Genomic DNA, 22781 nt, shown 5'->3' on the forward strand with positions numbered 1-22781 from the left:
CAACGTCATCCTGGGGACGAGCCCGAGGATGACGAAAGTGATGTTGTCACCTCTTGGAAAACGCCCGCACCAACTCTGCATCCTGCTGAAGATTGTCGAGCCATTTCGGGTCGAGCTTCGGTACCGAGGAGAACAGGAGCTTCGAATAGGGATGGGTCGGCGACTTGATCGCTTCCGTTGCCAGATGCTCCACTTTCTGCCCGCCATACATCACGACGATTTCGTCGCAGATGGTTTCCACCACAGAGAGATCGTGGCTGATGAAGATGTAGGAGAGGTTCAGCTCTCGCTGGAGTTCGCCGAGCAGGTCGATGATCGCGGCTGCGACGACCGTATCAAGCGCCGAGGTAATTTCATCGCAAATGATGAGCGATGGTTCTGCTGCGAGCGCGCGGGCGAAGTTGACGCGTTGCTTCTGTCCGCCCGACAGGCCGGAAGGATGGCGGTGGCGAACCGAGCGCGGCAGCTTCACCATATCCAGCAACTGGTCGATCCGGGCGTCGCGCGCCTTGCCTCTCATGCCGTGATAAAAGGTCAGCGGCCGGCCGAGAATATCCTCGATGGATTTGGCCGGGTTGAGCGCCGTATCGGCATATTGGAAGACGATCTGCATGCGGCGCAACTGATCGCTGGTGCGTTGGCGGGCATCGGCGTCCAACTGCCGACCTTCGAAGATGACATGACCGCTGGCGGCGGGCAGAATGCCGGCAATGGCGCGCGCCAGCGTCGATTTTCCGCAACCGGATTCGCCGATGATGCCGAGATTGCGTCCGGGATAGACTGCAAGGCTGACGGAATCGACCGCACGCACCAGCGGCATATGGTCTTCGCCTTTCGTTCCATATCCGGCGATCAGCTTCTCGATATCCAGCAGCGGCTTCGCGTCACTTTGTTTTAGCGGCGCTACGGTGCGTACCTTGTCGTTAAAAGCGGTGAGCAACTCCCGCGTATAAGGATGCTGTGCATTCTCGAGAATATCCGTGGTCGTGCCGGTTTCCTGTATCTCGCCGCCTTTCAGCACCACGATCCGATCGGCAATCTGGGCGACGACTGCGAGATCGTGCGAAACATAAACGCCGCCGATACCGCCCTTGCGCATCGCTGATTTGAAGGCGCGGAGAACCTCGATCTGTGTCGTTACGTCGAGTGCTGTGGTCGGTTCGTCGAAAATGACCAGTTCCGGGTTGCCGATCAGCGCCATGGCGGCGGAGAGACGCTGAAGCTGGCCGCCGGAAACCTGGTGCGGATAACGGTCGCCGATGGTTTCGGGATTGGGCAGCGACAATGCCTTGAACAGTTCCACCGCTCTTTGGCGCGCCTCCTGCGGCGGCATCAGATCGTGGATGCGGGTGACCTCTATGACCTGGTCGATAATCTTTTGCGCCGGATTGAAGGCGGCTGCGGCGCTTTGAGGGACGTAGGAAATTTTTGTACCGCGGATCTTTGCCCGTTCCATTTCGGAAAGCTGTACCATATCGCGGCCTGCCACCGTGACGCTGCCGCCGGAAATACGGCAGCCTGGGCGGGCATATCCCATCAATGTCAGTGCAATGGTGGTCTTGCCGGAGCCGCTTTCACCGATCAATGCGACGATCTCGCCATCGGCGATATCGATGTCTACACCCCTGATGATTTGGATGCGGCGGCCGGAATCGGTGGTCGCCTCGACTTTAAGTCCACGGATTTCAACAAGATTTGTCATTATTCGCTCCTGTCGCGGATTTTCTGCGGCAGATTGTCGATCAGCAGATTGACGCTGATCGTCAGGCTGGCAATCGCCAACGACGGAAAGATCACGGCTGGCGCAGCAAAGGGCAGGCCGCCGATGTTTTCACGCACCAGCGCACCCCAGTCTGCATTCGGCGGCTGCAGGCCGAGACCGAGGAAGGAAAGGCCCGACAGAAGCAGCACGATGAACACAAAGCGCACGCCGAGATCGGCCAGCACAGGACGGATGATGTTGGGCAGGATTTCGGAGCTGATGAGGTGCAAGAGGCTCTCGCCGCGCACGCGGGCCACGGTGACGAAATCCATGGTGTTGACATTGACGGCGAGCGCCCGGGCAAAGCGATAGGCGCCGGGCGTATAGATAACCGACAGGGTGACGATCAGCACAGGAATGGATGAGCCAACGGCAGCGACAACCACAAGCCCGAAAAGCTTGCTTGGGATGGAGTTCACCGCATCGAGAAAACGGCTGAGGGCCGCATCGAACCAGCCGCCGACCACGGCTGCGCTCATGCCGAGAACGACGCCCGACACGCAGGCGATTGTTACGGCCGCAAGTGAAATGCCGACCGTGAAACGCGCGCCCATGAGAATGCGGGAAAACACGTCGCGGCCGAGATAGTCGGAGCCGAGCCAGAGATCGGAGGTCATCGGACCGAAATAATCCAGATCGACGATTTCACCGACGGGATGCGGGATGAGATAGGGCGCAAAGATCGCAACCATGGCCCAGAGAAAAATGACGAGAAAGCCGAAAACGCCGACGACGTTGATTTTGTAACCCAAACGCGAGGTCCCCGAAGTTGTTTTGATATTGTCGGTCATCAGCGCAGCCTCGGATTGGACATGATGGCGATGATATCGGCGGTTGTGATGAGGAGGAGATAACCGACGCAGAAAATCATTGCGCAACTCTGGATCAGCGGCAGATCACGGGTCGCGACGCCATCAACCATCAGCTTGGCGATGCCTGGATAATTGAAGATAGTCTCGACGATGATGACGCCGCCGACGAGGTAGGAGAGCGAAAGGGCCACCGCATTGACGATGGGACCAAGCGCATTGGGAAGTGCGTGGCGCAGGACGATGCGCATGCGCGGAGCGCCCTTCAGGAGCGCCATTTCCACATAGGGCGTATCGAGCGTCTCGATGACGGCGGCGCGGCTCATGCGGATCATCTGTGCCGACACGACGAAGGTGAGGGTGATGACCGGCATGGCGTAAACCCGCAGCACATCGAACACGGTATGCACCTCGCTGACCAGCGACAGGGCTGGCAGCCACTTTAGATATACGGCGAACAGCAGAACCGCGAGCGTCGCGATCATGAATTCCGGCACGGAAATGACACCGATGGTCAGGATGGTGACGGCGCGATCATAAAGCGTTCCACGCAGCATGGCGGAGCTGATGCCGAGCGTCAGGGCCAGCGGCACGGCGATAACAGTGGTGATGCCGGCAAGCTTCATGGAGTTGACGAAACGTGGGCCTATGAGGTCGGCGATCGCCATATTGTTGGCGTAGGACGTGCCGAGTTCGCCGTGCAGCAGGCCAAAAAGCCAGCGGACAAAACGCAGAAGGGCCGGGTCGTCGAGATGCATGGCGGTGCGCAGACCGGCCACGGCCTCCGGCGTTGCCGACTGGCCAAGAAGGATCGTTGCCGTGTCGCCGGGCAGCAGGCTGGTGGCGGAAAAGACGATAAACGATACGATAAGCAGCGTCGTCAGCATGACGACCAGCCGCCTGGCGATAAGGGAGAGTATCCGGCTGTTCATTTACATGCTCCTGCGACCTGCCTGGATCATGATGATTTCAGGCCCGATCGACCTGAAATCATCATGATCCAAATTATATAGCTGTAGCGAGATATCAGGCGAAAACCGCTTGTTTTTCAAAGTGTCGCTCCAGCTGTGGAGGCTTCCCGCACCGGCGGAAAGGTTGCCGGGCGCATCGGCGCCCGGCCCCTTGGTCTATCAGGCTTCGAGCCAGACGTATTCAGCAAACGCGTAACCCATCATGCCGCCGAGCGGATTGGCTTCCAGACCCTTCAGCTTGGAGGTGATGGCATCGACATTGGTGATATAGGCGGGAATGATGGTGCCGGCTTCGTCGGCGATCATCTTTTCCATTTCGAAGTAGATCTGCTTGCGCTTGTCCATGTCCAGCATGCCACGTGCTTCGAGCATCATCTTGTCGAACTTCGGCGACTTGTACTGGCTTTCGTTCCACGGCGCGTCGGAGGCGTAAAGCAGCGAGAACAGAATATCCGGGGTCGGGCGCGGGTTGATATTGCCGAAGTGAATAGGCGCCTTGAGCCAGTAATTGCTCCAGTAACCGTCCGAGGGAACGCGCTGCACATCCAGCTTTACACCGATTTCTGCGGCCGACGCCTGGATGATCACCGCCATGTCCACGGCAGAATTTGCAGCATCCGAGGTGATGACCGGGATGGACTGACCGATAAGACCCGCTTTTTCAAAGTGGAACTTCGCCTTATCAGGATCGAAGGCCTTCGGCTTGAGGTCCGGATTGTGGTAGGGACTCATTGGCGGCACGGGTTGGTCGTTACCGACTTCGCCGAGGCCACGCAGAGCCGCCTTGACGATCTGCTCGCGGTTGACGATCGACTTCATGCCGGCGATGAAATCGGCATTGTTGCCGGGCGTTTGGTCCAGCCGCATATTGAGGTTGGTGTAGTTGCCGGACGTTCCCTTTGACAGAACGATGCCTTCCTGCTTGTCGAGCAGGCGCAGCGAACGCGGATTTATAGCCGCTGCGAGGTGGATATCGCCCGAAATGAGGGCGTTAACGCGGGCATTGTCTTCGGCAATCGCGAAGAATTCGAAGCTATCGACGTGCGGACCACCCTGTTTCCAGTAATTGGTGTTTTTCGACATGATCGAGCGGACGCCGGGTTCGAATTTCTCCAGCTTGAAGGCACCGGTGCCGTTCCCCTTGGAGAAATCGGTCGCGCCATCGGCAACGATCATGAAGTGATGCAATGCCAGGATGGCCGGCAGGTCTGCATTCGCGTTTGCCAGCGTGATCTCGACGGTGCTCTTGTCGATCGCCTTGAAGCCGGTCATCTGGGCGGCGATCTTGGCGACCTTCGAACCGACGGCCGGGTCAAGGTGACGCTTCAGCGAATAGACCACGTCATCGGCGGTCAGTGCCTTGCCGTCATGGAAGGTGACGCCGGAACGCAGCTTCACGGTCCAGGTCTTGGCGTCCTTCGTTTCGATGGATTCGGCCAGCTCCATCTGGGGCGTGCCGGAAACATCGAGGAAGCTCAGTCGGTTATAGAGCGCGCAGCAACGAACGTAATCCGTCGAAAGCGAGGCTTTGGCGGGATCGAGCGTGTCGGCCGTGGAGGAGGACCAGCCGGCCGCCTTCAGCGTGCCGCCGGAAACGGGAGTGGCCGCCAGAGCCTGCGAGGCGCGGCCGAGAATGGCCGAACCGGCGGAAAGTGCTACGCCGCCGGCCAGCATCATGTGAAGCAGCTCTCGCCGCGTCGCGCCGCGACGGATAGCCTGTTCAACGGCGGCATCGTCAGAGCGGGTCCAATTTGTAATCCTGTCACTCATGGTCTTCCCCTTTTGTATGATTTGTTGAAATGGCATCTGCAGTAATTTTCGGCATCCACGCCCCAGTGCGCGTCATGCCACAGGCGCTTCAGCGACCCGAGTGTCTCGTGGCCTCGGCAAGGCCGGCCATCGAGGTGAAGTGGTAGTCCGGTTCGGTAAAGTTCTCCGGCTCGATGGTGCCGCCATATCCCTTCTGGGCGTGGCGGCGCTCTATCCAGCAATTGGTCATCCCGAGTTTCCGTGAAATGCCGATATCGTGGTACTGGCTCTGCGCAACGTGCAGAATGTCGTCCTTCGATGCGCCTTCGCTTTCAACGAAGGCGAAAACCTTCTCGAAGAATGCGGGATCCGGCTTTTCCGTGCCGGTATCATCCGCTGTGAAAGCGGCGTAAAAGGGACTACCGAGTTCCTTCGAGAAATACTCGAAGGCCCAGCGCTGGGCGTTGGTCATTGCAATGAGACGATGCGTCTTTGCAAGCTCGGCCATCGCGGCACGGCTGTCTTCAAAGCCTTTCCAGTTTTTTGCCGCGTCGCGCAGGCGCTCACCCAGAGCGCGCTCCGCCGGCAAACCGAGTTCCGGAGCGATGATCAGGTAGACGCGGACGAGATCGTCCGGAAACAGATCGGTGGCGTCGGAGTAACGCGCCGCGCGGTAAAGGCTAAGCGCCTTTTCACCGTCGACCTCAACGCCGTTTTCAGCGCCGATCTGGATCAGGGTCGATTTCAAGCCACCTTCGAAATCGATGAGAGTTCCCACCACGTCGAAGCTCATATATTTGAAGTCGCTCAGTTTCTTGGGCAATGTCGGTCTCCGCTTTGCCGCGCAGAGCCCTTGGGAAGGCTGCGGCATTTTATTCTGTTCCCGGACGGGATCCTTGCCCCGTTCCCATTCTTGCTAACGCCCTTTTTTATGGCGTTTAGTGCTTTTTCTGTTGATAGTTTGGCAGTTCCAGCGCGCCGGATTCTCCGAAAAGGATCGGGTCTTCGGCAGAATATTGCGAATATGTGCGGCGTTGCGACATTTCGAGAAGGTGCCGCAACGCCATCCACTGTTCGCCTCAGGCCATGGCGGCCCGCACTGCCGGGTCCTCGAGCGTCTGGTCGAGGGTTTTCCGCGTCCGCTCTATAATGGCGTCGATCTCGTCATCGGTGCAACACAGCGGCGGCGCGTAGCCGAGGATGCCGTTGGCGAAGGCGCGCACGATGAGGCCGTTTTCCCAGGCGCGGTCAAAAACCTTGCGTGCAGGGGCCGCTGCAGCCGGCAGCGGAGTTTTCTTCTCTTTGTCGGTCACGAGTTCGATAGCGGCGAGCATACCCCGGCCGCGCACATCGCCAACCAGCGGATGGCTTCTCAATCCTTCCAGCCCGGCCATCAGCCGCTGACCGGCGCGCCGGCCGTTTTCCAGCAGCCCGCCCTCGTAAAGTTTCAGCACTTCGAGACCAACGGCGGCACTGACGGGATGGGCGGAATAGGTATAACCGTGCCCGACCGCGGCATCGCCAGCGAAGTCGGCTATTGTATCATAAACATGGTCGGCCATGAAGACGGCGCCCATCGGCACATAGCCCGAAGTCAGACCCTTGGCGGCTGTGATGAAGTCCGGCACGATATCTTCGTCGGCACAGGCAAACAGTGGTCCCGTGCGGCCGAAGCCGGTGATGACTTCGTCGGCAACGAAGAGAATGCCGTAGGAACGGCAGAGTTCTCGCATGGCCTTGATCCAGCCAGGCGGCGGCACCAGAACGCCACCGGAGCCCTGAATGGGCTCGGCATAAAAGGCGGCGACCCGCTCCGGGCCGATAGCCTCGATCTTGTCCTTCAGGATTTGCAGGGAAGAGGCGATGATGGCGGCGGGGTCGCTGCCGACCGGATTGCGATAGGCATAGTGAGACGGAATTTTGTGCTGCCAGTCGTAAGGCACGCCGAAACCTGCATGGAAGGCAGGCAGCGCAGTCAGGCCTGAACCGGCGGTGGTGGAGCCGTGATAACCCTGTTCGATGGAAATGAACTGGTCGCGCTGCGGCTGGCCTTTGGCGTGCCAGTAATAGCGGATGAAGCGGATGGTGCTGTCCACCGCGTCGGATCCGCCAAGCGTGAAATAGACGTGGTTGAGATCGCCGGGCGCGCGGTCGGCGAGTTCGGAGGCGAGGCGGATGGCGGGTTCGCTGCCAATGTCGAAATAGGCAGTGGCATAGGGCAGTTCACGCATCTGCTTTGTCGCCGCTTCCACGATGCTGTCATGCCCATAGCCTGCATTGACGCACCAGAGGCCGGCAAAACCGTCGATCAGCTGGTGGCCGGTCATGTCGGTAATCGTGGCACCCTTTGCCGATTTCAGCACGCGAACGCCAAGCTTTTCATGGCCGCGGAAGGAAGAGACAGGGTGCACCAGATGGGCGCGGTCGAGCTCGATCAGTGAATTGCTTAACATGGGTCTCTCCGGATTCAGCCCAGCGCCTGGCTGGTCAACGCGAATGTTTTCAGTTTTTTGTCGGCAGAGGTTTCCGCCTTCGGCCGGCGCATGGCGATGCCGCCACCGACATGGGCAAGACCGTATTCGGCAAGCCAGGGACCGAGGCCCGTCTCGGTGGTGGTGTCTACGCGCAGGAATGCGCCGGGGCGCTCGGAAACTACGAAGGCAATCAAATCCTTTGCGATTTCAGCAGTTTCCGCGACAATCGGGCCGATGACTTCACCACGGCCAAAGGCGCGAAGGCCTGCAAAGCCCATGATGGCGCCATGCTGTTGAACCACCGCAAACCGTGCCCTATCCGCAAGCTCGGTAAAGAGTGCCGTACGATCCGCACCGAATGCCTGCGCGTCGAGTGCGGCAAGCTCGGCCGGTACAATCGTTTCTGCCCATGCCACGTTAGCGGGCTTATCGGCGGCCGTAGGAATTCCCTGGTGCTGACGCACCTCGCCGCATGCGACGAACCCCATCTTCTCATAGAGGGGGAGGCCTTCAGCGGTGGCGGTCAGACGGCACTCGCGATTTTCCGCAGCATCGACGACCGCCTGCATCAGCTTGCGTCCGAGACCACGGCCGCGCATGGCCTCGTCCACGATCACCATGTTGACGGTGGCGCAGGTGTCTCCGAGAAGCGTGGCCATTGCGGTTCCGACGACGCGACCGTTTTCGATAGCGACGAAACCCTTGCTCAGTGAAAGGACGAGCGCCCAGTCTTCCCGGCGGTGTGGCCAACCGGCCTGGCGGGAAAGCTCGACGGCGGCGTCGAGGTGTTGCGGCTCAAATTTCTGGATATCGATGAGGCTGGCTTGCATGGCCCAACTCCGTTTTATTCTTCATGTTCATTGATAGACCGGCGGCAAAAGAACATTGTCCCGACGAATGGCAAGGTTCGATATGTTTCACTGTTGCTTTTACCCGCCGCCGCATCTTATGCCGCACATCATCTGCTTCCATCCGCAGAACGGGGGCGGGCGGCGGCTTCCGGTTTTGTCGCACGCAACTCTCTGCCAAACTGGCGGCTGCATACGCAACAATCTGCTTTCGCGAATGGCAATTGCAGTGCGTCGACCGGGCAAAGGCCTCTATGATCTTGTTATTGCAGCCACCACCCATCCCCAAGCAAGGACGACGACGACATGACCATCTTCCGCCCGAAATACATCACTTTCGATTGCCACGGTACGCTGATTCATTTCCAGATGGCAGAAGCTGCCCGCGATCTCTATGGTGATCGTCTGGGCGAGGCCGAGATGCAGCAATTCATCAAGGACTTCTCTGCATATCGCCTGGACGAGGTCATGCATGACTGGAAGCCTTACGCCGAAGTTGTCCATAACGCTCTGTCGCGCACCTGCAAGCGCAACGGTGTGGCCTTCAAGGACGAAGATGCGGTAATGGTGTATGAGCGCGTTCCGACATGGGGTCCGCATGCGGACGTTCCGGCCGGTCTGGCGAAGGTTGCCAAGGAAATTCCGCTGGTCATTCTGTCTAACGCCATGAATTCGCAGATCATGTCGAATGTGGCAAAGCTTGGCGCGCCGTTCCATGCTGTCTATACCGCCGAACAGGCGCAGGCCTACAAGCCGCATTTCAAGGCTTTCGAATATTTGTTCGACATGCTCGGCTGCGGCCCGGAAGATATTCTGCACGTCTCGTCCTCCTTCCGCTACGACCTGATGTCCGCGCACGATCTCGGCATCAAGAACAAGGTCTGGGTCAACCGCGGCCACGAACCGGCAAACCCCTATTACGGTTATACGGAGATCTCCGATATTTCCGGTCTCGCGGGCGTCGTTGGACTGTAAGGAAGGACCGGATCATGAAGCTCGTCTCCTATTGGCACGACACGGCGCCCCTGTTTGCGGGGGCGGCGCAAGGTCCTGTCGAAGGCCATTACGATGTGGCCGTCATTGGTGGCGGCTTCACGGGTCTGGGTGCTGCGCGCCAGCTGGCAAAAGCGGGCGCGCGCGTGGTTGTTCTTGAAGGACAGCGCGTCGGCTGGGGTGCTTCCGGGCGCAATGGCGGCCACCTCAACAACGGGCTGGCCCACTCCTACCTCTCCGCCAAGGCGGAACTCGGTAAGGAGCGCGCCATCGCGCTCTACAAGGCGCTGGATGCCTCGATCGACACGCTGGAAAGCCTTATCGCCGAGGAAGGGATCGATTGTAATTTCCGCCGCGCCGGCAAGCTGAAAATGGCTTCGAAACCGCAGCATTTCGAGAGTCTGGCGAAGAATTTCGAGGCTGTTCATGCCGAGGTGGATCCCGATACGGCTCTTCTGTCGGTTGACGATCTCAAGGCGGAAATCGGCTCTCCCTTTTATGGCGCCATGCTGTCCAAGAAGAGCGCCATGATGCATATGGGCCGCTATGTGGCCGGCCTTGCGCAGGCTGCCAGCCGCCATGGTGCGGTCATCTTCGAAAATGCGGCGGTGACGAAACATACTCAGAACGGCAAGACACACACGCTGGAAACGGCGCGCGGCAAGGTCACCGCGGATAATGTTCTTGTGGCAACCGGCGCCTACACGCCCTCCGGCTTCGGCTATTTCCGCCGTCGCATCATCGCGGTCGGCAGTTTCATCATCGCCACGCGGCCGTTGACGGATGCCGAGATCAAGGCGTCCGTTCCGGGTAACCGCACCTACGTCAACACCATGAATATCGGCAATTATTTCCGCCTTGCACCGGACAACCGCTTGATCTTCGGCGGCCGCGCGCGCTTTTCCACGACATCGGACCAGCGTTCGGATGCCAAAAGTGGCGCGATCCTGATGGATAGCCTTCACCGCATATTCCCGCAGCTTGCGCATGTGCCGATCGATTATTGCTGGGGCGGACTGGTTGATATGACCAAGGACCGTTATCCCCGCGCCGGTTTCCATGACGGCGTCTGGTACGCCATGGGCTATTCCGGCCACGGCGCCCAGCTTTCCACCCATCTGGGCATGATCATGGCTGACGCCATTCTGGGCCGCCCGGACAACAACCCGCTGAAGGGGATGGACTGGCCGGCGGTGCCTGGCCATTTCGGCAAGCCCTGGTTTCTTCCCTTGGTAGGGCTTTATTACAAGATGCTGGATAAGATTCAGTAGCGGGTTAGTTCATTTCTTCATCATGCCGGACTTGATCTGGCATCCAGCCACTGCGCGCCTGCACGGTGAATAGTCTTTTACGATCAATGACGTGATCGCGCTGGACCCCGGATCTATTCGGAGGTCACGACACGTGAATGCCGTGGCTTTGCCAAACCAATTCATGCCTCCGGATTTTTCTTCCACCCCTGGGAATGCTGCTTTTTCAATTTCGCACCAAAAAAGAAGGGCCGCAGAGCGGCCCTTTAGGCGGGGAGAAAGAAACAGTCTTCAGGCAAGCCCACCGATGTGGAACGTCTTCATTTCCAGATATTCCTCGATGCCGACCTGTGCGCCTTCGCGGCCGAGGCCGGATTGCTTGACGCCGCCGAAGGGGGCGACTTCGGTGGAGATCGCCCCGGTATTGAGGCCGACCATGCCGAACTCCAGCGCTTCGCCCACGCGCCAGGCGCGTTTGAGGCTTTCAGTGTAGAAATAGGCGGCAAGGCCGAAGGGCGTGCCGTTGGCGATCGCAATCGCCTCCTCTTCCGTCTCGAAGCGGAAGAGCGGGGCGACTGGCCCGAAGGTCTCTTCGCTCGCCAGCCGCATGGCGGTTGTTGCGCCCGTCAGCACCACCGGTGCGGTATATTGCGAACCTTCAGGCAGATCATGAGGCTTGGTAATGATCTCGGCGCCCTTGGAAACGGCGTCATCGATATGCGCGCGGATTTTGGCGATTGCCGGCTCGTTGATCATCGGACCGATGGAAACACCTAGTTCCGTTCCGGGTCCGACACGCATGGCATCGACGCGATCAGCCAGTTTTTTCGCAAACGCATCGTAAACGCTCGCCTGAACGAGAATGCGGTTGGCGCAGACGCAGGTCTGACCGCCATTGCGGAATTTCGAAACGAGCGCGCCTTCGATGGCGAGATCGAGATCGGCATCGTCGAATACGATGAAAGGGGCATTGCCGCCGAGTTCCAGCGACAGTCGTTTTACACTGTCCGCCGCACCGCGCATCAGCAGCGAACCGACACGGGTAGAGCCCGTGAAGGAAATTTTCCGCACCGTCTCATTGGCCATGATCTCGTTGCCGATCTCCGTCGGCATGCCGGTGACGATGTTGATGACGCCAGCCGGAATGCCTGCACGTTCGGCGAGAACGCCGAGCGCTAGGGCCGAATAGGGCGTGAATTCCGAGGGCTTGATGACCACGGTGCAGCCAGCCGCCAATGCAGGTGCGACCTTGCGGGTGATCATGGCGTTCGGGAAATTCCACGGTGTGATGATGCCGCAGACACCGACCGGCTCCTTCAGCACCACGATACGGCGATCCGGCGTCGGAGAGGGAATGGTGCCGCCGCTGATGCGTCGGCCTTCTTCCGCAAACCACTTGACGAAGGATGCTCCGTAACGGATTTCGCCCTTGGCCTCTTCAAGTGGCTTGCCCTGTTCGATGGTCAACATCAGGCCGAGATCGTCGATGTGTTCGATCATCAACGCGAACCATTTTTCCAGAAGCGCCGCGCGCTCCGCGTGCGTTTTCTTCTTCCACGGCCCGAAGGCAGCGTTGGCGGCTTCGATGGCCGCGCGGGTTTCCACGCTGCCCATATCCGGCACGGTGCCGATCACCGCCTGCGTCGCCGGGTCGATCACGTCGACCGTCTTGCCTGATGCGGCCGCTTTCCATTCCCCGCCGATCAAACCCGTTTGGCGAAAGAGTTCCTTATCCTTCAAGCCCTGCATTATCTGTCTCCGAAATCAGTCGAGAGCCGCAAGAACTGCGGCAGTTATTACGTCTGTCTTGTCCTTGCCCGGCACGGTGCCAATGCCCCGGCCGGTCGCCATTTCCAGCGCCGCCATGACCCGCTTGGCCGCATCCGCCTCACCCAGATGCTCCAGCATCATGGCGCCGGACCAGATGGCGGCGATGGGGTTGGCAATGCCGAGATGGGCGATGTCAGGGGCCGAACCGTGCACCGGCTCGAACATGGAGGGTGCCGTGCGGTTGGGATTGATATTGGCGGAGGCGGCAAAACCGAGGCCGCCCTGAATGGCTGCGCCGAGATCGGTCAGGATATCGCCGAAGAGGTTTGAGGCGACCACGACATCAAGGCTTTCCGGCGCCATCACCATGCGCGCCGCCATGGCGTCGATATGATAACTGGAAACTTCAACATCCGGATATTCGGCGGCGAGCTTTTGCGTCACCTCGTCCCAGAACACCATCGAATATTTCTGGGCGTTGGATTTGGTGACGGAAGCCAACTTGCCGCGACGCTTTTGCGCCTGCTCGAAGCCGAAGCGCAGGATGCGTTCCACGCCCTTGCGGGTGAAGATGGAGGTTTCGACAGCGACCTCGTCTTCGGTGCCCTGATGGACGCGTCCGCCAGCACCGGAATATTCACCTTCGGTATTTTCACGGATGCAGAGAATGTCGAATCCATCCGCTTTCAACGGTCCCTGCACGCCGGGCAGAAGCCGGTGCGGGCGGATATTGGCGTATTGCACAAATGCCTTGCGGATCGGCAGAAGCAGGCCGTGCAACGATACCGAATCCGGCACCTCCGCTGGCCAGCCGACCGCGCCCAGCAGAATGGCGTCGAAGCCGCGCAGGGTCTCGATGCCATCCTTCGGCATCATCGCGCCGGTCTCCTTGTAGAAGGCGCAGGACCAGGGGAATTCGGTGCCTTCAAGCGCAAAACCGGAGCTTTTTGCTGCGGTGTTGAGAACCTGCCAGGCGGCATCAGTCACGCTTTTGCCGATGCCGTCTCCGGGAATGAGTGCGATGCGATGCGTTTTCAAGATGCTTCCCCTGTTACAGTCCGATCAGGACGCTTTTGCTCTTGCGGTTGGCGAGATAGGCCTCCCGTCCGAGATCCTTGCCGATGCCGGAGCGTTTGTAACCGCCGGTCGGCAGGATATGGTCGCGGGAGCGGCCATAACGGTTGACCCAGATCGTTCCTGCCTGGATGGCGCGAGACAGGCGCATGACGCGCGAGATATCGCGGCTGAAAAGACCTGCGGCAAGACCGTAGGTCGGATGATCGGCGAGCGCCAGCGCCTCTTCTTCCGTCTTGAAGGTTTGCAGGGTCAGCACCGGCCCGAATATCTCCTCTGTGACAGCAGGGGAGGTCTGGTCGACATTTGCGATCAAGGTCGGCTGGTAGAAATAACCCGGACCGTCCATGATCGCGCCGCCCGTCAGGCATTCGCCGCCATGCGCGACAGCCGCCTGCACGATGCCGTCAATGCGCTGGCGCTGCACTTCGGAGATGATCGGCGAATACTGTGTTGCTTCGTCCCAGGTCGGGCCGGGCTTCACTGTCTTCATGCGAGCGATGATTGCGGCGGAAAGCGCCTCTGCGACAATCTCTTCAACGATGATGCGCGAGCCGGCAACGCAGGCCTGCCCGGCATTGGACAGAATGTTGCCGGCGATCGCGGCGGCGGCTTTTTCGATATCGGCGTCTGCAAAAACCAGCTGCGGACTTTTGCCGCCCAGTTCCAGCGTCATGGGCTTGACGCCGGTACGCGCGATATTTGCCATGATGGCCGAACCTGCTGCCGTCGATCCGGTGAAGCTGACCTTGGAAATTTCGGGATGGCCGGTGATGGCATTGCCTGTCACAGGCCCGTCACCCAGCACGATGTTGATAAGCCCGGCGGGCAGCCCTGCCTTGATGGCCAGTTGCGCCATGAAAATGCTGGAGAAGGGCGTCATTTCCGATGGTTTCAGCACTACGGCATTGCCGGCTGCGAGTGCCGGGCCAAGCTTCCAGCCCGCCATGGACACCGGAAAATTCCAGGGCGTAATGGCGCCCACGACGCCATAGGGCTCGGTCATGATCATGCCGACGCTTGTATCGTCGGTCGGCACGAGATCACCGCCCTCCTTGTCTGCAAATTCGGCAAAGAAGCGGATCTGTTCGGCAGTGACGGCGATATCGCCGGCAATCAGGTGGCCCACGGGCCGGGTTGAGGAGAGCGCCTCGATTTTCGCCAGCGTCTCGGCTTCCTGCTCGATCAGGTCTGCCCAGCGTTGCAGCACCCTGGTGCGCTCACGCGGGCGCACGCCGCCCCAGTTACTGCTCTTCAGTGCGGCTTTGGCGGTTTGCACCGCCTCATCGACAAGTGCCGCATCCGCCTTCGGGCAACCGGCATATTCGATACCGTCCGAAGGACGATGCATGTCGATGCCGTTTTTAGCCGGGATCAGCCGGTCACCGATGAAATGGCCGATCGGCAGGGACAGGCTGTCTGGATCGAAGCTGAGCGTCATGGATGATCCTCTGTGGATATGCGCCGAAGCTACTCCCTGATGGCAAGCAGCATCGACCGACTGCGGCGGGGGCGGTGAACGAAAATCCTGTTTTGCTGGTGGCCCACAGCGCAATCTTCGGCGGGCATGAAGACCGCGCCGAAAACCTTGCGACGGGTCCGATCGAGGGCCGTAAATCCGGTCGAAAGGCATCCGGGCAGGATACCTATGTAAACCATGGCTGGCATCCGCCTGCGGATTGCCAGCCATCGCTGTTCTCAAAAATGCCTCTGCATCAGCCGGGATGCCAGGCATGCTGTTCGGCAAATCATCCGTTCACGGTCACATAGATCTTGCGCACGGTTTCGATTGTCTTCCAGACGCCAACGAAACCGGGCTTCATGACGAAGCTGTCGCCCGCCGTGTAACGCAGCGGCGCGCCGCCCTCCGGTGTGATCTCGATAACGCCTTCGAGAATGTGGCAGAATTCGAATGTCTCGCCCTTGATCGAGCGGCTTTCGCCGGGGGTCGCTTCCCAGATGCCGGTATGCACGGTGCCATCACGGGCTTCGTCTAGCGGCCAGGTTTTGAACGACGGGTCGCCGGCGATGAGGCGTTCGGGCAGGGCCTTGGAGGCTTTCGGTTCAAAGGCGGGATTGGTGTCGATGGTCTTGAGGAGAGACATGGGTGTCCTTTCTTGGAACGGTAGGATCAATATCCGCGGCTACGGTCAACGAGGCCGAGCGGTTCGAGACCGGATTCGTATCGTTTGATATTTTCGACGACGGTGCGGGCAGCGGAATGGGGCTGGGTGACGCTGGCAATATGCGGCGTCAGGAGAATTTTCGGATGGGTCCAGAAGCAGTGGTCTTTGGGCAGGGGCTCCGGATCGGTAACGTCAATCACCGCACCTGAAAGCCTGTCGCTGTTGAGTGCATCGAGCAAAACGTCATGATCTAGCTGTTTGCCGCGCCCGGCGTGAACCAGAGCAGCCCCTTCGGGAAGCATCCCCAGACGCTCGGCGTTCAGAAGCCCCGTGGTCTCGTCGGTGAGAGGCAGCAGGCAGACGATAATATCGCTGGTGGAGAGAATGGATTTGAGGCCGTCGTCGCCATGATGGCAGGTGACGCCATCGATCTGACGCTGTGAGCGGCTCCAGCCGGAAAGCGGAAAGCCGAAAGGTTTCAGCCGCTCCAGCGCCGCAACGCCCAGCATGCCGAGGCCGAGAACGCCCACCCGGCACTCTTCCGCCTGACGCTGGGGCAGGGCATTCCACAGTTGCTGGCGCTGCTGGTTTAAATAGACTGGCAGGTTGCGGTGGAGGGAAAGTACGCCGAGACAGATATATTCCTGCATCATGCGGATGATGCCCTCATCCACCATGCGTACGACCTTTACCGTCTCAGGGATCGCCTCGATGTGAAACTGGTCGACACCCGCGCCGATCGAAAACAGGACTTCGAGATTGCGGTAACGGGCAATGTCCCGTGGTACCGTCCAGGTGATGAGGTAACGGACTGCGTCGGGATCGACAGTTGATGCATCCATCGAAAACGGCAGGTCAGGCAGTTCTGCAGCTAGAGCCTGCCGGAAAATCTCGCCGCGCTTGGCGTCGGAATTGAAGAGAAACGTCATCTGAAATCTATGCTTCCCGAAGGTTCAAGCCGTACAGCGGCTTGCGAGTGTTTCCAGCATCGACTGGCAGGCCGATAGTTCGCCCGTCGTTATGAACTCGTCCGGCTTGTGGGCGCGACCGATATCTCCTGGTCCGCAGATGATGGCGTCGATGCCCGCCGCCTGGAACAGCCCCGCCTCCGTGCCGTAGCTGACGGCGGCGAGACAGGGGGTGCCGGTCAATTCCTCCAGAAGCAGAACAAGCGGAGCATTGGCTGCAAGCGAAAGCGCCGGATAATCGCTCATAGGCGTCCATTCGATATCGACACCCTTTGCTGCAAGAGCCTCGACGCTTGCGCGAACCGGCCCGAGCAGTTCAAGCGGAGATATGCCGGAAATCGCCCGCGCTTCCAGCTCGATGGCCGAGAAATCGGGGATGATGTTGATCGCCTGGCCGCCCTTCATCGTGCCGATCTGCAGCGAGGAGTAGGGTGGCTCGAAAGTCGCTTCAAAAGGGCCTTTCGTCAACTCATGTGCCGTCTCCACGGCCTTTGCCATGATGCCGGTCATCAGGTGAATGGCATTCACCCCCTGATCAGGCCGGGACGAATGGCCGGAACGACCACGGATGGTAATGCGAGCTGCTGCTTTACCCTTGTGCGCACGAACCGCCCGCAAATTGCTCGGTTCGCCGATAATTGCGCCGGCCGGTGCGGCGCACAGTTCAGGCAATCTGGCGAGAAGGTGCGGAACGCCACGGCAACCCGCCTCCTCGTCATAGGAAAAGGCGATATGCACGGGACGTTTCAGCGCCGTGCGCGAAAATGCAGGCGCCGCGGCGAGAACCGTGGCCAGGAAACCCTTCATGTCGGTGGTTCCGCGCCCGTAGAGACGATCATTTTCCGCCCGCAGTGTAAAGGGATCGGAAGACCATTCCGGCTCGCTGGCGGGTACGACATCCATATGGCCGGACAAAACATAGCCGGCGCGATCGGCCGGGCCGAAGGTGGCGAAGAGATTGGCGCGGTCGCCCTCCGGTCCCGCAAGCAGCGATACTTTCGCGCCGTGGCTTTCAAGATAATCGGCGATCCAGCCGGCAATATCGCCATTGGCGGTTCCAACGACCGACGGGAAACCGACGAGACGCTCAAGGATTTCGATTGCGTTCAATGGTCGTCTCCGCTGACCGGATTGTCATCCCGAAAGCTTAGAATGGACTGCGACGTTTATCTGCTGAAATGCGAATGATTTCGGTAGATTGTTGTGACCTTCCAGTGCTTTCAGAAAATTCGTGCTGGCGTAACCGGCTACCGTCGGATGTCGTGGGCTAGGCCGGGATCGGATGAAGGTTGTGAGCCGTAGGGGAAGAGGGCCGTTGGTTATGGACCTGCTCAAAGTCGATAGTTTCGAGTTGCGGACCGTGGATATCGCGGACGTGGCTGCCGATCATCTGCATGCACTCTCCATGGCCGTCGGATGGCGATATCACGCGAATGAATGGTGTTTTCTGCGGCAATGCGGCGTGGGTCTCGCTGCGCTCGATGAGATCGACCGTGTTGTCGCAACCGCGATGCTCTTTCCCTATGATCAGGGGTTTGCGACGCTTGGCATGGTCATTGTTTCCCCCCGTTTGCAGGGGCAGGGCGTAGCACCATGGCTTGTGCAGAAACTTGTCGCGAAATTCCCCACTGTCTCCCTGCGGTTGAACGCGACGGGAGCGTCGCGGCGGTTGTTTTCAAGGTTGGGTTTTGCCGGTGATACGGAAAAAGTATATCTGTTCCGGGGAAGGGCGAATTGCCTTTTCGAGATACCGCCGCCCGGCAGAAAACAACGAATAGAGCCGTTATCCGCAGGTCATCTGACTGATGTGGTGGAACTAGACCGGGCGGCTTTTGGCGTTTCGCGCCGGAACGTTTTGCAGCGACTTTTGACGCAGAATGCGGGTTACGGTGTGTTTGAGGCAGACCGTCTTACCGCTTTTGCGCTGCGCCGTGCGGCGGGGCGGGGCCACATTATCGGTCCGGTCGTTGCGGGTGCGGACATGGATGCGATTGCGCTTGTGAGGCGGCATTTTACCGATCTGGACGATGAGCTGGTGCGCCTCGACACCATCGGCGACAATAGTCTCTTTATTGATTTTATTGCGCAATCCGGGCTGGTGGTGATTGAAACCCTTACCGCCATGTCCAAAGACGCACCGCAACCGGCGCCTTCCGGCGCTACAAAAATTTTCGCGTTGGCGGGTCCGTCTTTGTGCTGAGCTGCGGCACTATCGCAATTGACGCCCCGGCGCTTGCCCCTTATGTCAGAAAGCGACGGTTCCTGAAGCCGAACGGCAAAGGGATTAATAGGGAACATGGTGCGGGTGATTTCTATCGCCCAATGCCGTGGCTGCCCCCGCAACTGTAAGCGGATTGCCGTTCATCCTCGTGACGCCTGAAAAGCGTCATGCCACTGCACCCTTCAAGGTGCGGGAAGGCAGATGAACGGCGCATATTCGCGAGCCAGGAGACCTGCCGTCATAATATTGACCATCGTTACGGGCGGGGATGCCCGGAAGAGGAGCTGATTATGACCTTTCCGTCCGCGGAAACGTATTTAGAGTCCCGTTCTCCATCTCCACACTTGTTGTCGCTCTGTCACTACGCGTTTTGACGCGCGGCCTGCGGATCACGCCACTTTATTTAGACTGGAGAACATATGTTTCATTTCAAACGCCTGCCGGTTTCCGCCGGTCTTCTGGCTGTCGCACTAGCGGCCTTGCCCGCCGGTGCCGCTCAGGCTGCCGAAACCACCTATCCGCTGACGATCAATAGCTGCGGCCACGAAATCACCTTCAAGCAGGCGCCCGCCCGCACAGTATCGGTCGGCCAGAGCACGACCGAGGTTCTCTATCTGCTCGGCGTGGCCGACAAGGTGGTGGGCACGGCGCTGTGGATCGGCCCGGTTCTGAAGGGTTACGAAGACGCCAATGACAAGGTGGAGCGGCTTGCCGACAATGATCCGAGCTTCGAGGCGGTGGTTGGCAAGAGGCCAAACCTCGTGACGACGCAGTTCCAGTGGCAGATCGGTCCCGAAGGCGTTGTCGGAACACCGGAGCAATTCGCCGAACTCGGTATTCCCGTTTATACCTCCCCTGCCGATTGCATGGGCAAGGACAATTCCGGCGGCGGCGATGGCGTGCGCAAGTCCGTTTTCACCATGGACCTGATCTACCAAGAGGTCCGCGACCTTGCGAAAATTTTCAACGTGCAGGATCGCGGCGAGGAAGTCGTTGCCGACCTGAAAAAGCGTGAGGAAGCCGCCCGCGCCAAGATCGCTTCGGCGAATGGCAAGATTTCAGCAGTCTTCTGGTTCTCCAGCGCCGAGCTGGATATCGATCCTTACGTGGCGGGCCGCAATGGTGCGCCGGGTTACATCATGTCCGCGCTCGGGCTGAAGAACGTTATCGAAAGCGATGAGGAATGGCCGACTGTTGGCTGGGAAACCATCGCCAAAGCCAATCCGTCCGTGATCGTTGCCGGCAAGATGGACCGCCGGCGTTTCCCCGCCGATGACGTCGCCGTCAAGCTCAAGTTCCTCGCTACCGATCCGGTTGCCAGCATCATGCCCGCCGTCAAGGCGGCCCATGTCTTCGAAATGGACGCGCAGGCGATGAACCCGACCATCCGCACGATCGAAGGCATTGAAACGCTGGCCGAGGCGATTTCCACAGCCGGTCTCGCCAAGTGAACGGTCTTTCCGTCAATCTCGGCAGGGCGGGTCTGGCTTTTGCCGCACTCGCCCTGCTGCTCGTCGCGCTGATGGCCGGTGCGGCCATCGGCGAGACTGCCATTCCATTCGACGTGGTGGCAAAGACCATTGCCAATCGTGTCTTCCATGCGGGTTATCCGCTGGAGCCGCTGGATGAGGGCATCGTCTGGAGTTACCGCCTCAGCCGCGCCGTCGTTGCCGCGTGCTGTGGCGCCTCGCTGGCGCTGGCCGGTGCGGTGCTTCAATCACTTCTGCGCAACCCGCTCGCCGATCCCTATATCCTCGGTATTTCCGCAGGCGCCTCAACCGGGGCCGTGGCCGTGGCGCTTCTGGGCTTCGGGGCGGGGTTCCTGACGATGCCGGCTGGCGCCCTGATCGGGGCTTTTGTGGCTTTTTCGCTTGTCAGCCTTCTGGCGGTGCGGGCAGGGCACGGCAACAGCGCCATCATCCTGGCGGGGGTCGCCGGTTCGCAACTGTTCAACGCCATGACGTCGTTCATCGTCACCAAATCCGCCAATGCCGAACAGGCGCGCGGCATCATGTTCTGGCTGCTGGGCAATCTTTCGGGCGTGCGCTGGCCGGATGTCTGGCTGGCTTTGCCGGTCAGTATTGCGGGTCTTGGGGTGTGCCTCTGGTACGCACGCGCGCTTGATGCTTTCGCTTTCGGCGGTCAGGCAGCAGCTTCGCTCGGTATTCCGGTGCGCCGGGTCTATGCGGTGCTGATCTCGGTTTCGGCGGTCATGACGGCAGTCATGGTGTCGCTGGTCGGTTCTATCGGCTTCGTCGGTCTCGTCATCCCGCATGCGGCGCGTATCTTCGTTGGCGTTCGCCACGGCATGTTGCTGCCGGTGACGGCGCTGACCGGTGCAATTTTCATGATCATCGCAGATATCCTCTCGCGCACCGTCATTCCGGGGCAGGTGCTGCCGATCGGCGTGATCACTGCGCTGGTCGGCGCGCCCGCCTTCGCCTTTATTCTCGGGCAGAAGAGAGGCCGGTCATGAAATTATCCGCCCACGATCTGCATTTCCATGCCGGCAATCTCGACATCGTGCGCGGTGTTTCGCTGGAGGTCGCCACGGGCGAGTTTCTGGGTATCATCGGGCCGAACGGTTCGGGCAAAAGCACGTTGCTTTCCATGCTGGCCGGCATTCGCATGCCGCGTCGGGGTCATGTCATGCTTGGTGAGGAACGGCTTGCCACATTCGGGCGGCGCGAACTTGCCCGCAGGCTGGCCTTTGTGGAGCAGCAGGCCGAAACCACCGAGCGCATCAGCGCGCGACAGGCCGTGGAACTGGGGCGCACGCCCTATCTCGGCCCGCTTTCCGCATGGTCGCCAAAGGACGACGCCATCGTCGATGCGGCGCTCGGAAATGTCGATATGGCGGACAAGGCCGAGCGAAACTGGCATCACCTTTCCGGCGGCGAACGCCAGCGCCTGCACATTGCCCGCGCATTGGCGCAGGAGCCGCATATTCTGCTGCTGGACGAACCGACCAACCATCTCGATATCGGCCACCAGATCGGTCTGCTCGATCTGGTGCGCAGGCAGGGACTGACGGTTGTGGCGGCGCTGCATGATCTCAATCACGCCGCCATGTTCTGCGACCGCGTCGCCATCATGCATCGCGGTGAAATGATCGCTGTCGGCCCACCGCGCGAGGTCCTCACCTCTTCGACCATCGCCGATGTGTTCGGGGTGCAATCCGTCGTCACCACGGATGAAAGCGGATTTTCACATATTCGTTTTCTGCCGGCCCACGGTGCGGCCGATCACGCAAGGAAAGCAACGGCACGATGATGAAATTGAAAAGACTTGCAAATCTCCACTTTTGCGCCCGACAGCTTTGCGTTTCCGCGGGACTTGCCATGGTTGTGGCCACAGGGTTTTCCATTCAAGCCGGAGCCGAGACCTTCGAGGTGAAGATGCTGAACCGTGGCGAAAAGGGCTCCATGGTGTTCGAACCCGATTTTCTGGAGATCGCTCCCGGCGACCGCGTGCGCTTCGTGCCGAGCCACAAGAGCCATAATGCCGCGACGATCGATGGTATGGTTCCCGAAGATATTGAAGGTTTCAAAAGCCGGATCAACGACGAATTCGAGACCGGTTTCGAAAAGCCAGGCTTTTACGGCATCAAATGCTCGCCGCATTACGGCATGGGCATGGTTATGCTGATCAAGGTGGGGGACGCGGTTTTGCCGCAGAGCTACAGGACGGTAGAGGTCCCAGGCCGGGCGAAGCCGCGCTTTGAGGAGCTATTCGAGCGGGCGGAAAAATGAGGTCCCTGCATCGC

At 59.7% G+C, this 22781-nt stretch carries 20 protein-coding genes and 1 riboswitch; of the genes, 7 read left to right on the plus strand and 13 right to left on the minus strand.

Going from position 1 to position 22781, the window contains the following annotated elements:
- Window positions 1-46: 46 nt before the first annotated feature.
- The 7 genes from AC5SEO_RS02465 to AC5SEO_RS02495 form a co-directional block, all read right to left on the minus strand.
- Window positions 47-1702 (minus strand): ABC transporter ATP-binding protein, encoded by a 1656-nt coding sequence (locus AC5SEO_RS02465; protein WP_080801358.1) that lies wholly within the window; start codon window positions 1700-1702, stop codon window positions 47-49.
- A complete protein-coding gene (locus tag AC5SEO_RS02470; RefSeq protein ID WP_013761653.1) occupies window positions 1702-2553 on the minus strand; it encodes an ABC transporter permease in 852 nt (283 codons plus the stop codon). Before AC5SEO_RS02470 ends, AC5SEO_RS02465 begins: the two co-directional genes overlap by 1 nt.
- Window positions 2553-3503, minus strand: coding sequence for an ABC transporter permease (locus AC5SEO_RS02475; RefSeq protein ID WP_003511075.1), 951 nt, complete (start codon window positions 3501-3503; stop codon window positions 2553-2555). The genes AC5SEO_RS02470 and AC5SEO_RS02475 overlap by 1 nt, the downstream gene beginning before the upstream one ends.
- A gap of 198 nt (window positions 3504-3701) precedes the next feature.
- Window positions 3702-5312 (minus strand): ABC transporter substrate-binding protein, encoded by a 1611-nt coding sequence (locus AC5SEO_RS02480; protein ID WP_174068849.1) that lies wholly within the window; start codon window positions 5310-5312, stop codon window positions 3702-3704.
- A gap of 88 nt (window positions 5313-5400) precedes the next feature.
- On the minus strand, window positions 5401-6114 hold the full coding sequence (locus AC5SEO_RS02485; protein WP_019564741.1) for an HAD-IA family hydrolase: 714 nt from the start codon (window positions 6112-6114) through the stop codon (window positions 5401-5403).
- A gap of 256 nt (window positions 6115-6370) precedes the next feature.
- Entirely contained in the window at window positions 6371-7744 is a 1374-nt protein-coding gene (locus AC5SEO_RS02490) for an aspartate aminotransferase family protein (protein WP_112191968.1), read from the minus strand.
- Window positions 7745-7758: 14 nt separating this feature from the next.
- Window positions 7759-8595, minus strand: a complete 837-nt coding sequence (locus tag AC5SEO_RS02495) for a GNAT family N-acetyltransferase (protein ID WP_065662552.1) — start codon at window positions 8593-8595, stop codon at window positions 7759-7761.
- Between the two features lie 324 nt (window positions 8596-8919).
- On the opposite strand from AC5SEO_RS02495, the gene AC5SEO_RS02500 reads away from it, so the two are divergent.
- Both AC5SEO_RS02500 and AC5SEO_RS02505 read left to right on the plus strand, forming a co-directional pair.
- Window positions 8920-9588, plus strand: a complete 669-nt coding sequence (locus AC5SEO_RS02500) for a haloacid dehalogenase type II (protein WP_003511068.1) — start codon at window positions 8920-8922, stop codon at window positions 9586-9588.
- A gap of 14 nt (window positions 9589-9602) precedes the next feature.
- Window positions 9603-10877: an NAD(P)/FAD-dependent oxidoreductase gene (locus AC5SEO_RS02505; protein ID WP_003511067.1), complete on the plus strand. Its 1275-nt coding sequence runs from the start codon at window positions 9603-9605 to the stop codon at window positions 10875-10877.
- 270 nt (window positions 10878-11147) lie between these two features.
- On the opposite strand, the gene AC5SEO_RS02510 is transcribed toward AC5SEO_RS02505, so the two are convergent.
- The 6 genes from AC5SEO_RS02510 to argE form a co-directional block, all read right to left on the minus strand.
- Complete coding sequence (locus AC5SEO_RS02510) at window positions 11148-12605, minus strand: NAD-dependent succinate-semialdehyde dehydrogenase (protein ID WP_013761647.1); 1458 nt, start codon at window positions 12603-12605, stop codon at window positions 11148-11150.
- Between the two features lie 15 nt (window positions 12606-12620).
- Window positions 12621-13664 (minus strand): tartrate dehydrogenase, encoded by a 1044-nt coding sequence (locus tag AC5SEO_RS02515; RefSeq protein WP_013761646.1) that lies wholly within the window; start codon window positions 13662-13664, stop codon window positions 12621-12623.
- A gap of 13 nt (window positions 13665-13677) precedes the next feature.
- The gene (locus AC5SEO_RS02520) at window positions 13678-15141 is read right to left on the minus strand and encodes an aldehyde dehydrogenase family protein (RefSeq protein ID WP_174068848.1); all 1464 of its coding nucleotides are present in this window, start codon (window positions 15139-15141) and stop codon (window positions 13678-13680) included.
- A gap of 307 nt (window positions 15142-15448) precedes the next feature.
- Window positions 15449-15805 (minus strand): cupin domain-containing protein, encoded by a 357-nt coding sequence (locus AC5SEO_RS02525; protein WP_013761644.1) that lies wholly within the window; start codon window positions 15803-15805, stop codon window positions 15449-15451.
- A gap of 26 nt (window positions 15806-15831) precedes the next feature.
- Entirely contained in the window at window positions 15832-16755 is a 924-nt protein-coding gene (locus AC5SEO_RS02530; protein ID WP_174068847.1) for a 2-hydroxyacid dehydrogenase, read from the minus strand.
- 24 nt (window positions 16756-16779) lie between these two features.
- Window positions 16780-17904 carry an acetylornithine deacetylase gene (argE, locus tag AC5SEO_RS02535; RefSeq protein WP_035199507.1) on the minus strand — a complete coding sequence of 375 codons (1125 nt, stop codon included), beginning with the start codon at window positions 17902-17904 and terminating at the stop codon, window positions 16780-16782.
- A gap of 211 nt (window positions 17905-18115) precedes the next feature.
- Here argE and AC5SEO_RS02540 point away from each other — a divergent pair, with 211 nt between their 5' ends.
- The 5 genes from AC5SEO_RS02540 (at window position 18116) to AC5SEO_RS02560 (ending at window position 22767) form a co-directional block, all read left to right on the plus strand.
- Entirely contained in the window at window positions 18116-18994 is an 879-nt protein-coding gene (locus AC5SEO_RS02540) for a GNAT family N-acetyltransferase (RefSeq protein WP_495363712.1), read from the plus strand.
- A gap of 39 nt (window positions 18995-19033) precedes the next feature.
- Window positions 19034-19269: riboswitch (cobalamin riboswitch) on the plus strand.
- Between the two features lie 165 nt (window positions 19270-19434).
- A complete protein-coding gene (locus tag AC5SEO_RS02545) occupies window positions 19435-20466 on the plus strand; it encodes an ABC transporter substrate-binding protein (protein ID WP_035199504.1) in 1032 nt (343 codons plus the stop codon).
- Window positions 20463-21491, plus strand: a complete 1029-nt coding sequence (locus AC5SEO_RS02550) for a FecCD family ABC transporter permease (RefSeq protein ID WP_003511052.1) — start codon at window positions 20463-20465, stop codon at window positions 21489-21491. Before AC5SEO_RS02545 ends, AC5SEO_RS02550 begins: the two co-directional genes overlap by 4 nt.
- Window positions 21488-22288 (plus strand): ABC transporter ATP-binding protein, encoded by an 801-nt coding sequence (locus AC5SEO_RS02555; protein ID WP_035199503.1) that lies wholly within the window; start codon window positions 21488-21490, stop codon window positions 22286-22288. Before AC5SEO_RS02550 ends, AC5SEO_RS02555 begins: the two co-directional genes overlap by 4 nt.
- Window positions 22285-22767, plus strand: coding sequence for a pseudoazurin (locus tag AC5SEO_RS02560; protein WP_174068846.1), 483 nt, complete (start codon window positions 22285-22287; stop codon window positions 22765-22767). The genes AC5SEO_RS02555 and AC5SEO_RS02560 overlap by 4 nt, the downstream gene beginning before the upstream one ends.
- The last annotated feature ends 14 nt before the right edge of the window (window positions 22768-22781 follow it).

This window comes from Agrobacterium sp. K11 (assembly GCF_059429395.1).

What these genes read in the sequence shown, in the direction of transcription:
- AC5SEO_RS02465 (WP_080801358.1), bottom strand. Translation starts at nt 1,702, where the DNA reads ATGACAAATCTTGTTGAAATCCGTGGACTTAAAGTCGAGGCGACCACC.
- AC5SEO_RS02470 (WP_013761653.1), bottom strand. Translation starts at nt 2,553, where the DNA reads ATGACCGACAATATCAAAACAACTTCGGGGACCTCGCGTTTGGGTTAC.
- AC5SEO_RS02475 (WP_003511075.1), bottom strand. Translation starts at nt 3,503, where the DNA reads ATGAACAGCCGGATACTCTCCCTTATCGCCAGGCGGCTGGTCGTCATG.
- AC5SEO_RS02480 (WP_174068849.1), bottom strand. Translation starts at nt 5,312, where the DNA reads ATGAGTGACAGGATTACAAATTGGACCCGCTCTGACGATGCCGCCGTT.
- AC5SEO_RS02490 (WP_112191968.1), bottom strand. Translation starts at nt 7,744, where the DNA reads ATGTTAAGCAATTCACTGATCGAGCTCGACCGCGCCCATCTGGTGCAC.
- AC5SEO_RS02495 (WP_065662552.1), bottom strand. Translation starts at nt 8,595, where the DNA reads ATGCAAGCCAGCCTCATCGATATCCAGAAATTTGAGCCGCAACACCTC.
- AC5SEO_RS02500 (WP_003511068.1), top strand. Translation starts at nt 8,920, where the DNA reads ATGACCATCTTCCGCCCGAAATACATCACTTTCGATTGCCACGGTACG.
- AC5SEO_RS02505 (WP_003511067.1), top strand. Translation starts at nt 9,603, where the DNA reads ATGAAGCTCGTCTCCTATTGGCACGACACGGCGCCCCTGTTTGCGGGG.
- AC5SEO_RS02510 (WP_013761647.1), bottom strand. Translation starts at nt 12,605, where the DNA reads ATGCAGGGCTTGAAGGATAAGGAACTCTTTCGCCAAACGGGTTTGATC.
- AC5SEO_RS02520 (WP_174068848.1), bottom strand. Translation starts at nt 15,141, where the DNA reads ATGACGCTCAGCTTCGATCCAGACAGCCTGTCCCTGCCGATCGGCCAT.
- AC5SEO_RS02525 (WP_013761644.1), bottom strand. Translation starts at nt 15,805, where the DNA reads ATGTCTCTCCTCAAGACCATCGACACCAATCCCGCCTTTGAACCGAAA.
- AC5SEO_RS02530 (WP_174068847.1), bottom strand. Translation starts at nt 16,755, where the DNA reads ATGACGTTTCTCTTCAATTCCGACGCCAAGCGCGGCGAGATTTTCCGG.
- AC5SEO_RS02540 (WP_495363712.1), top strand. Translation starts at nt 18,116, where the DNA reads ATGGACCTGCTCAAAGTCGATAGTTTCGAGTTGCGGACCGTGGATATC.
- AC5SEO_RS02545 (WP_035199504.1), top strand. Translation starts at nt 19,435, where the DNA reads ATGTTTCATTTCAAACGCCTGCCGGTTTCCGCCGGTCTTCTGGCTGTC.
- AC5SEO_RS02555 (WP_035199503.1), top strand. Translation starts at nt 21,488, where the DNA reads ATGAAATTATCCGCCCACGATCTGCATTTCCATGCCGGCAATCTCGAC.
- AC5SEO_RS02560 (WP_174068846.1), top strand. Translation starts at nt 22,285, where the DNA reads ATGATGAAATTGAAAAGACTTGCAAATCTCCACTTTTGCGCCCGACAG.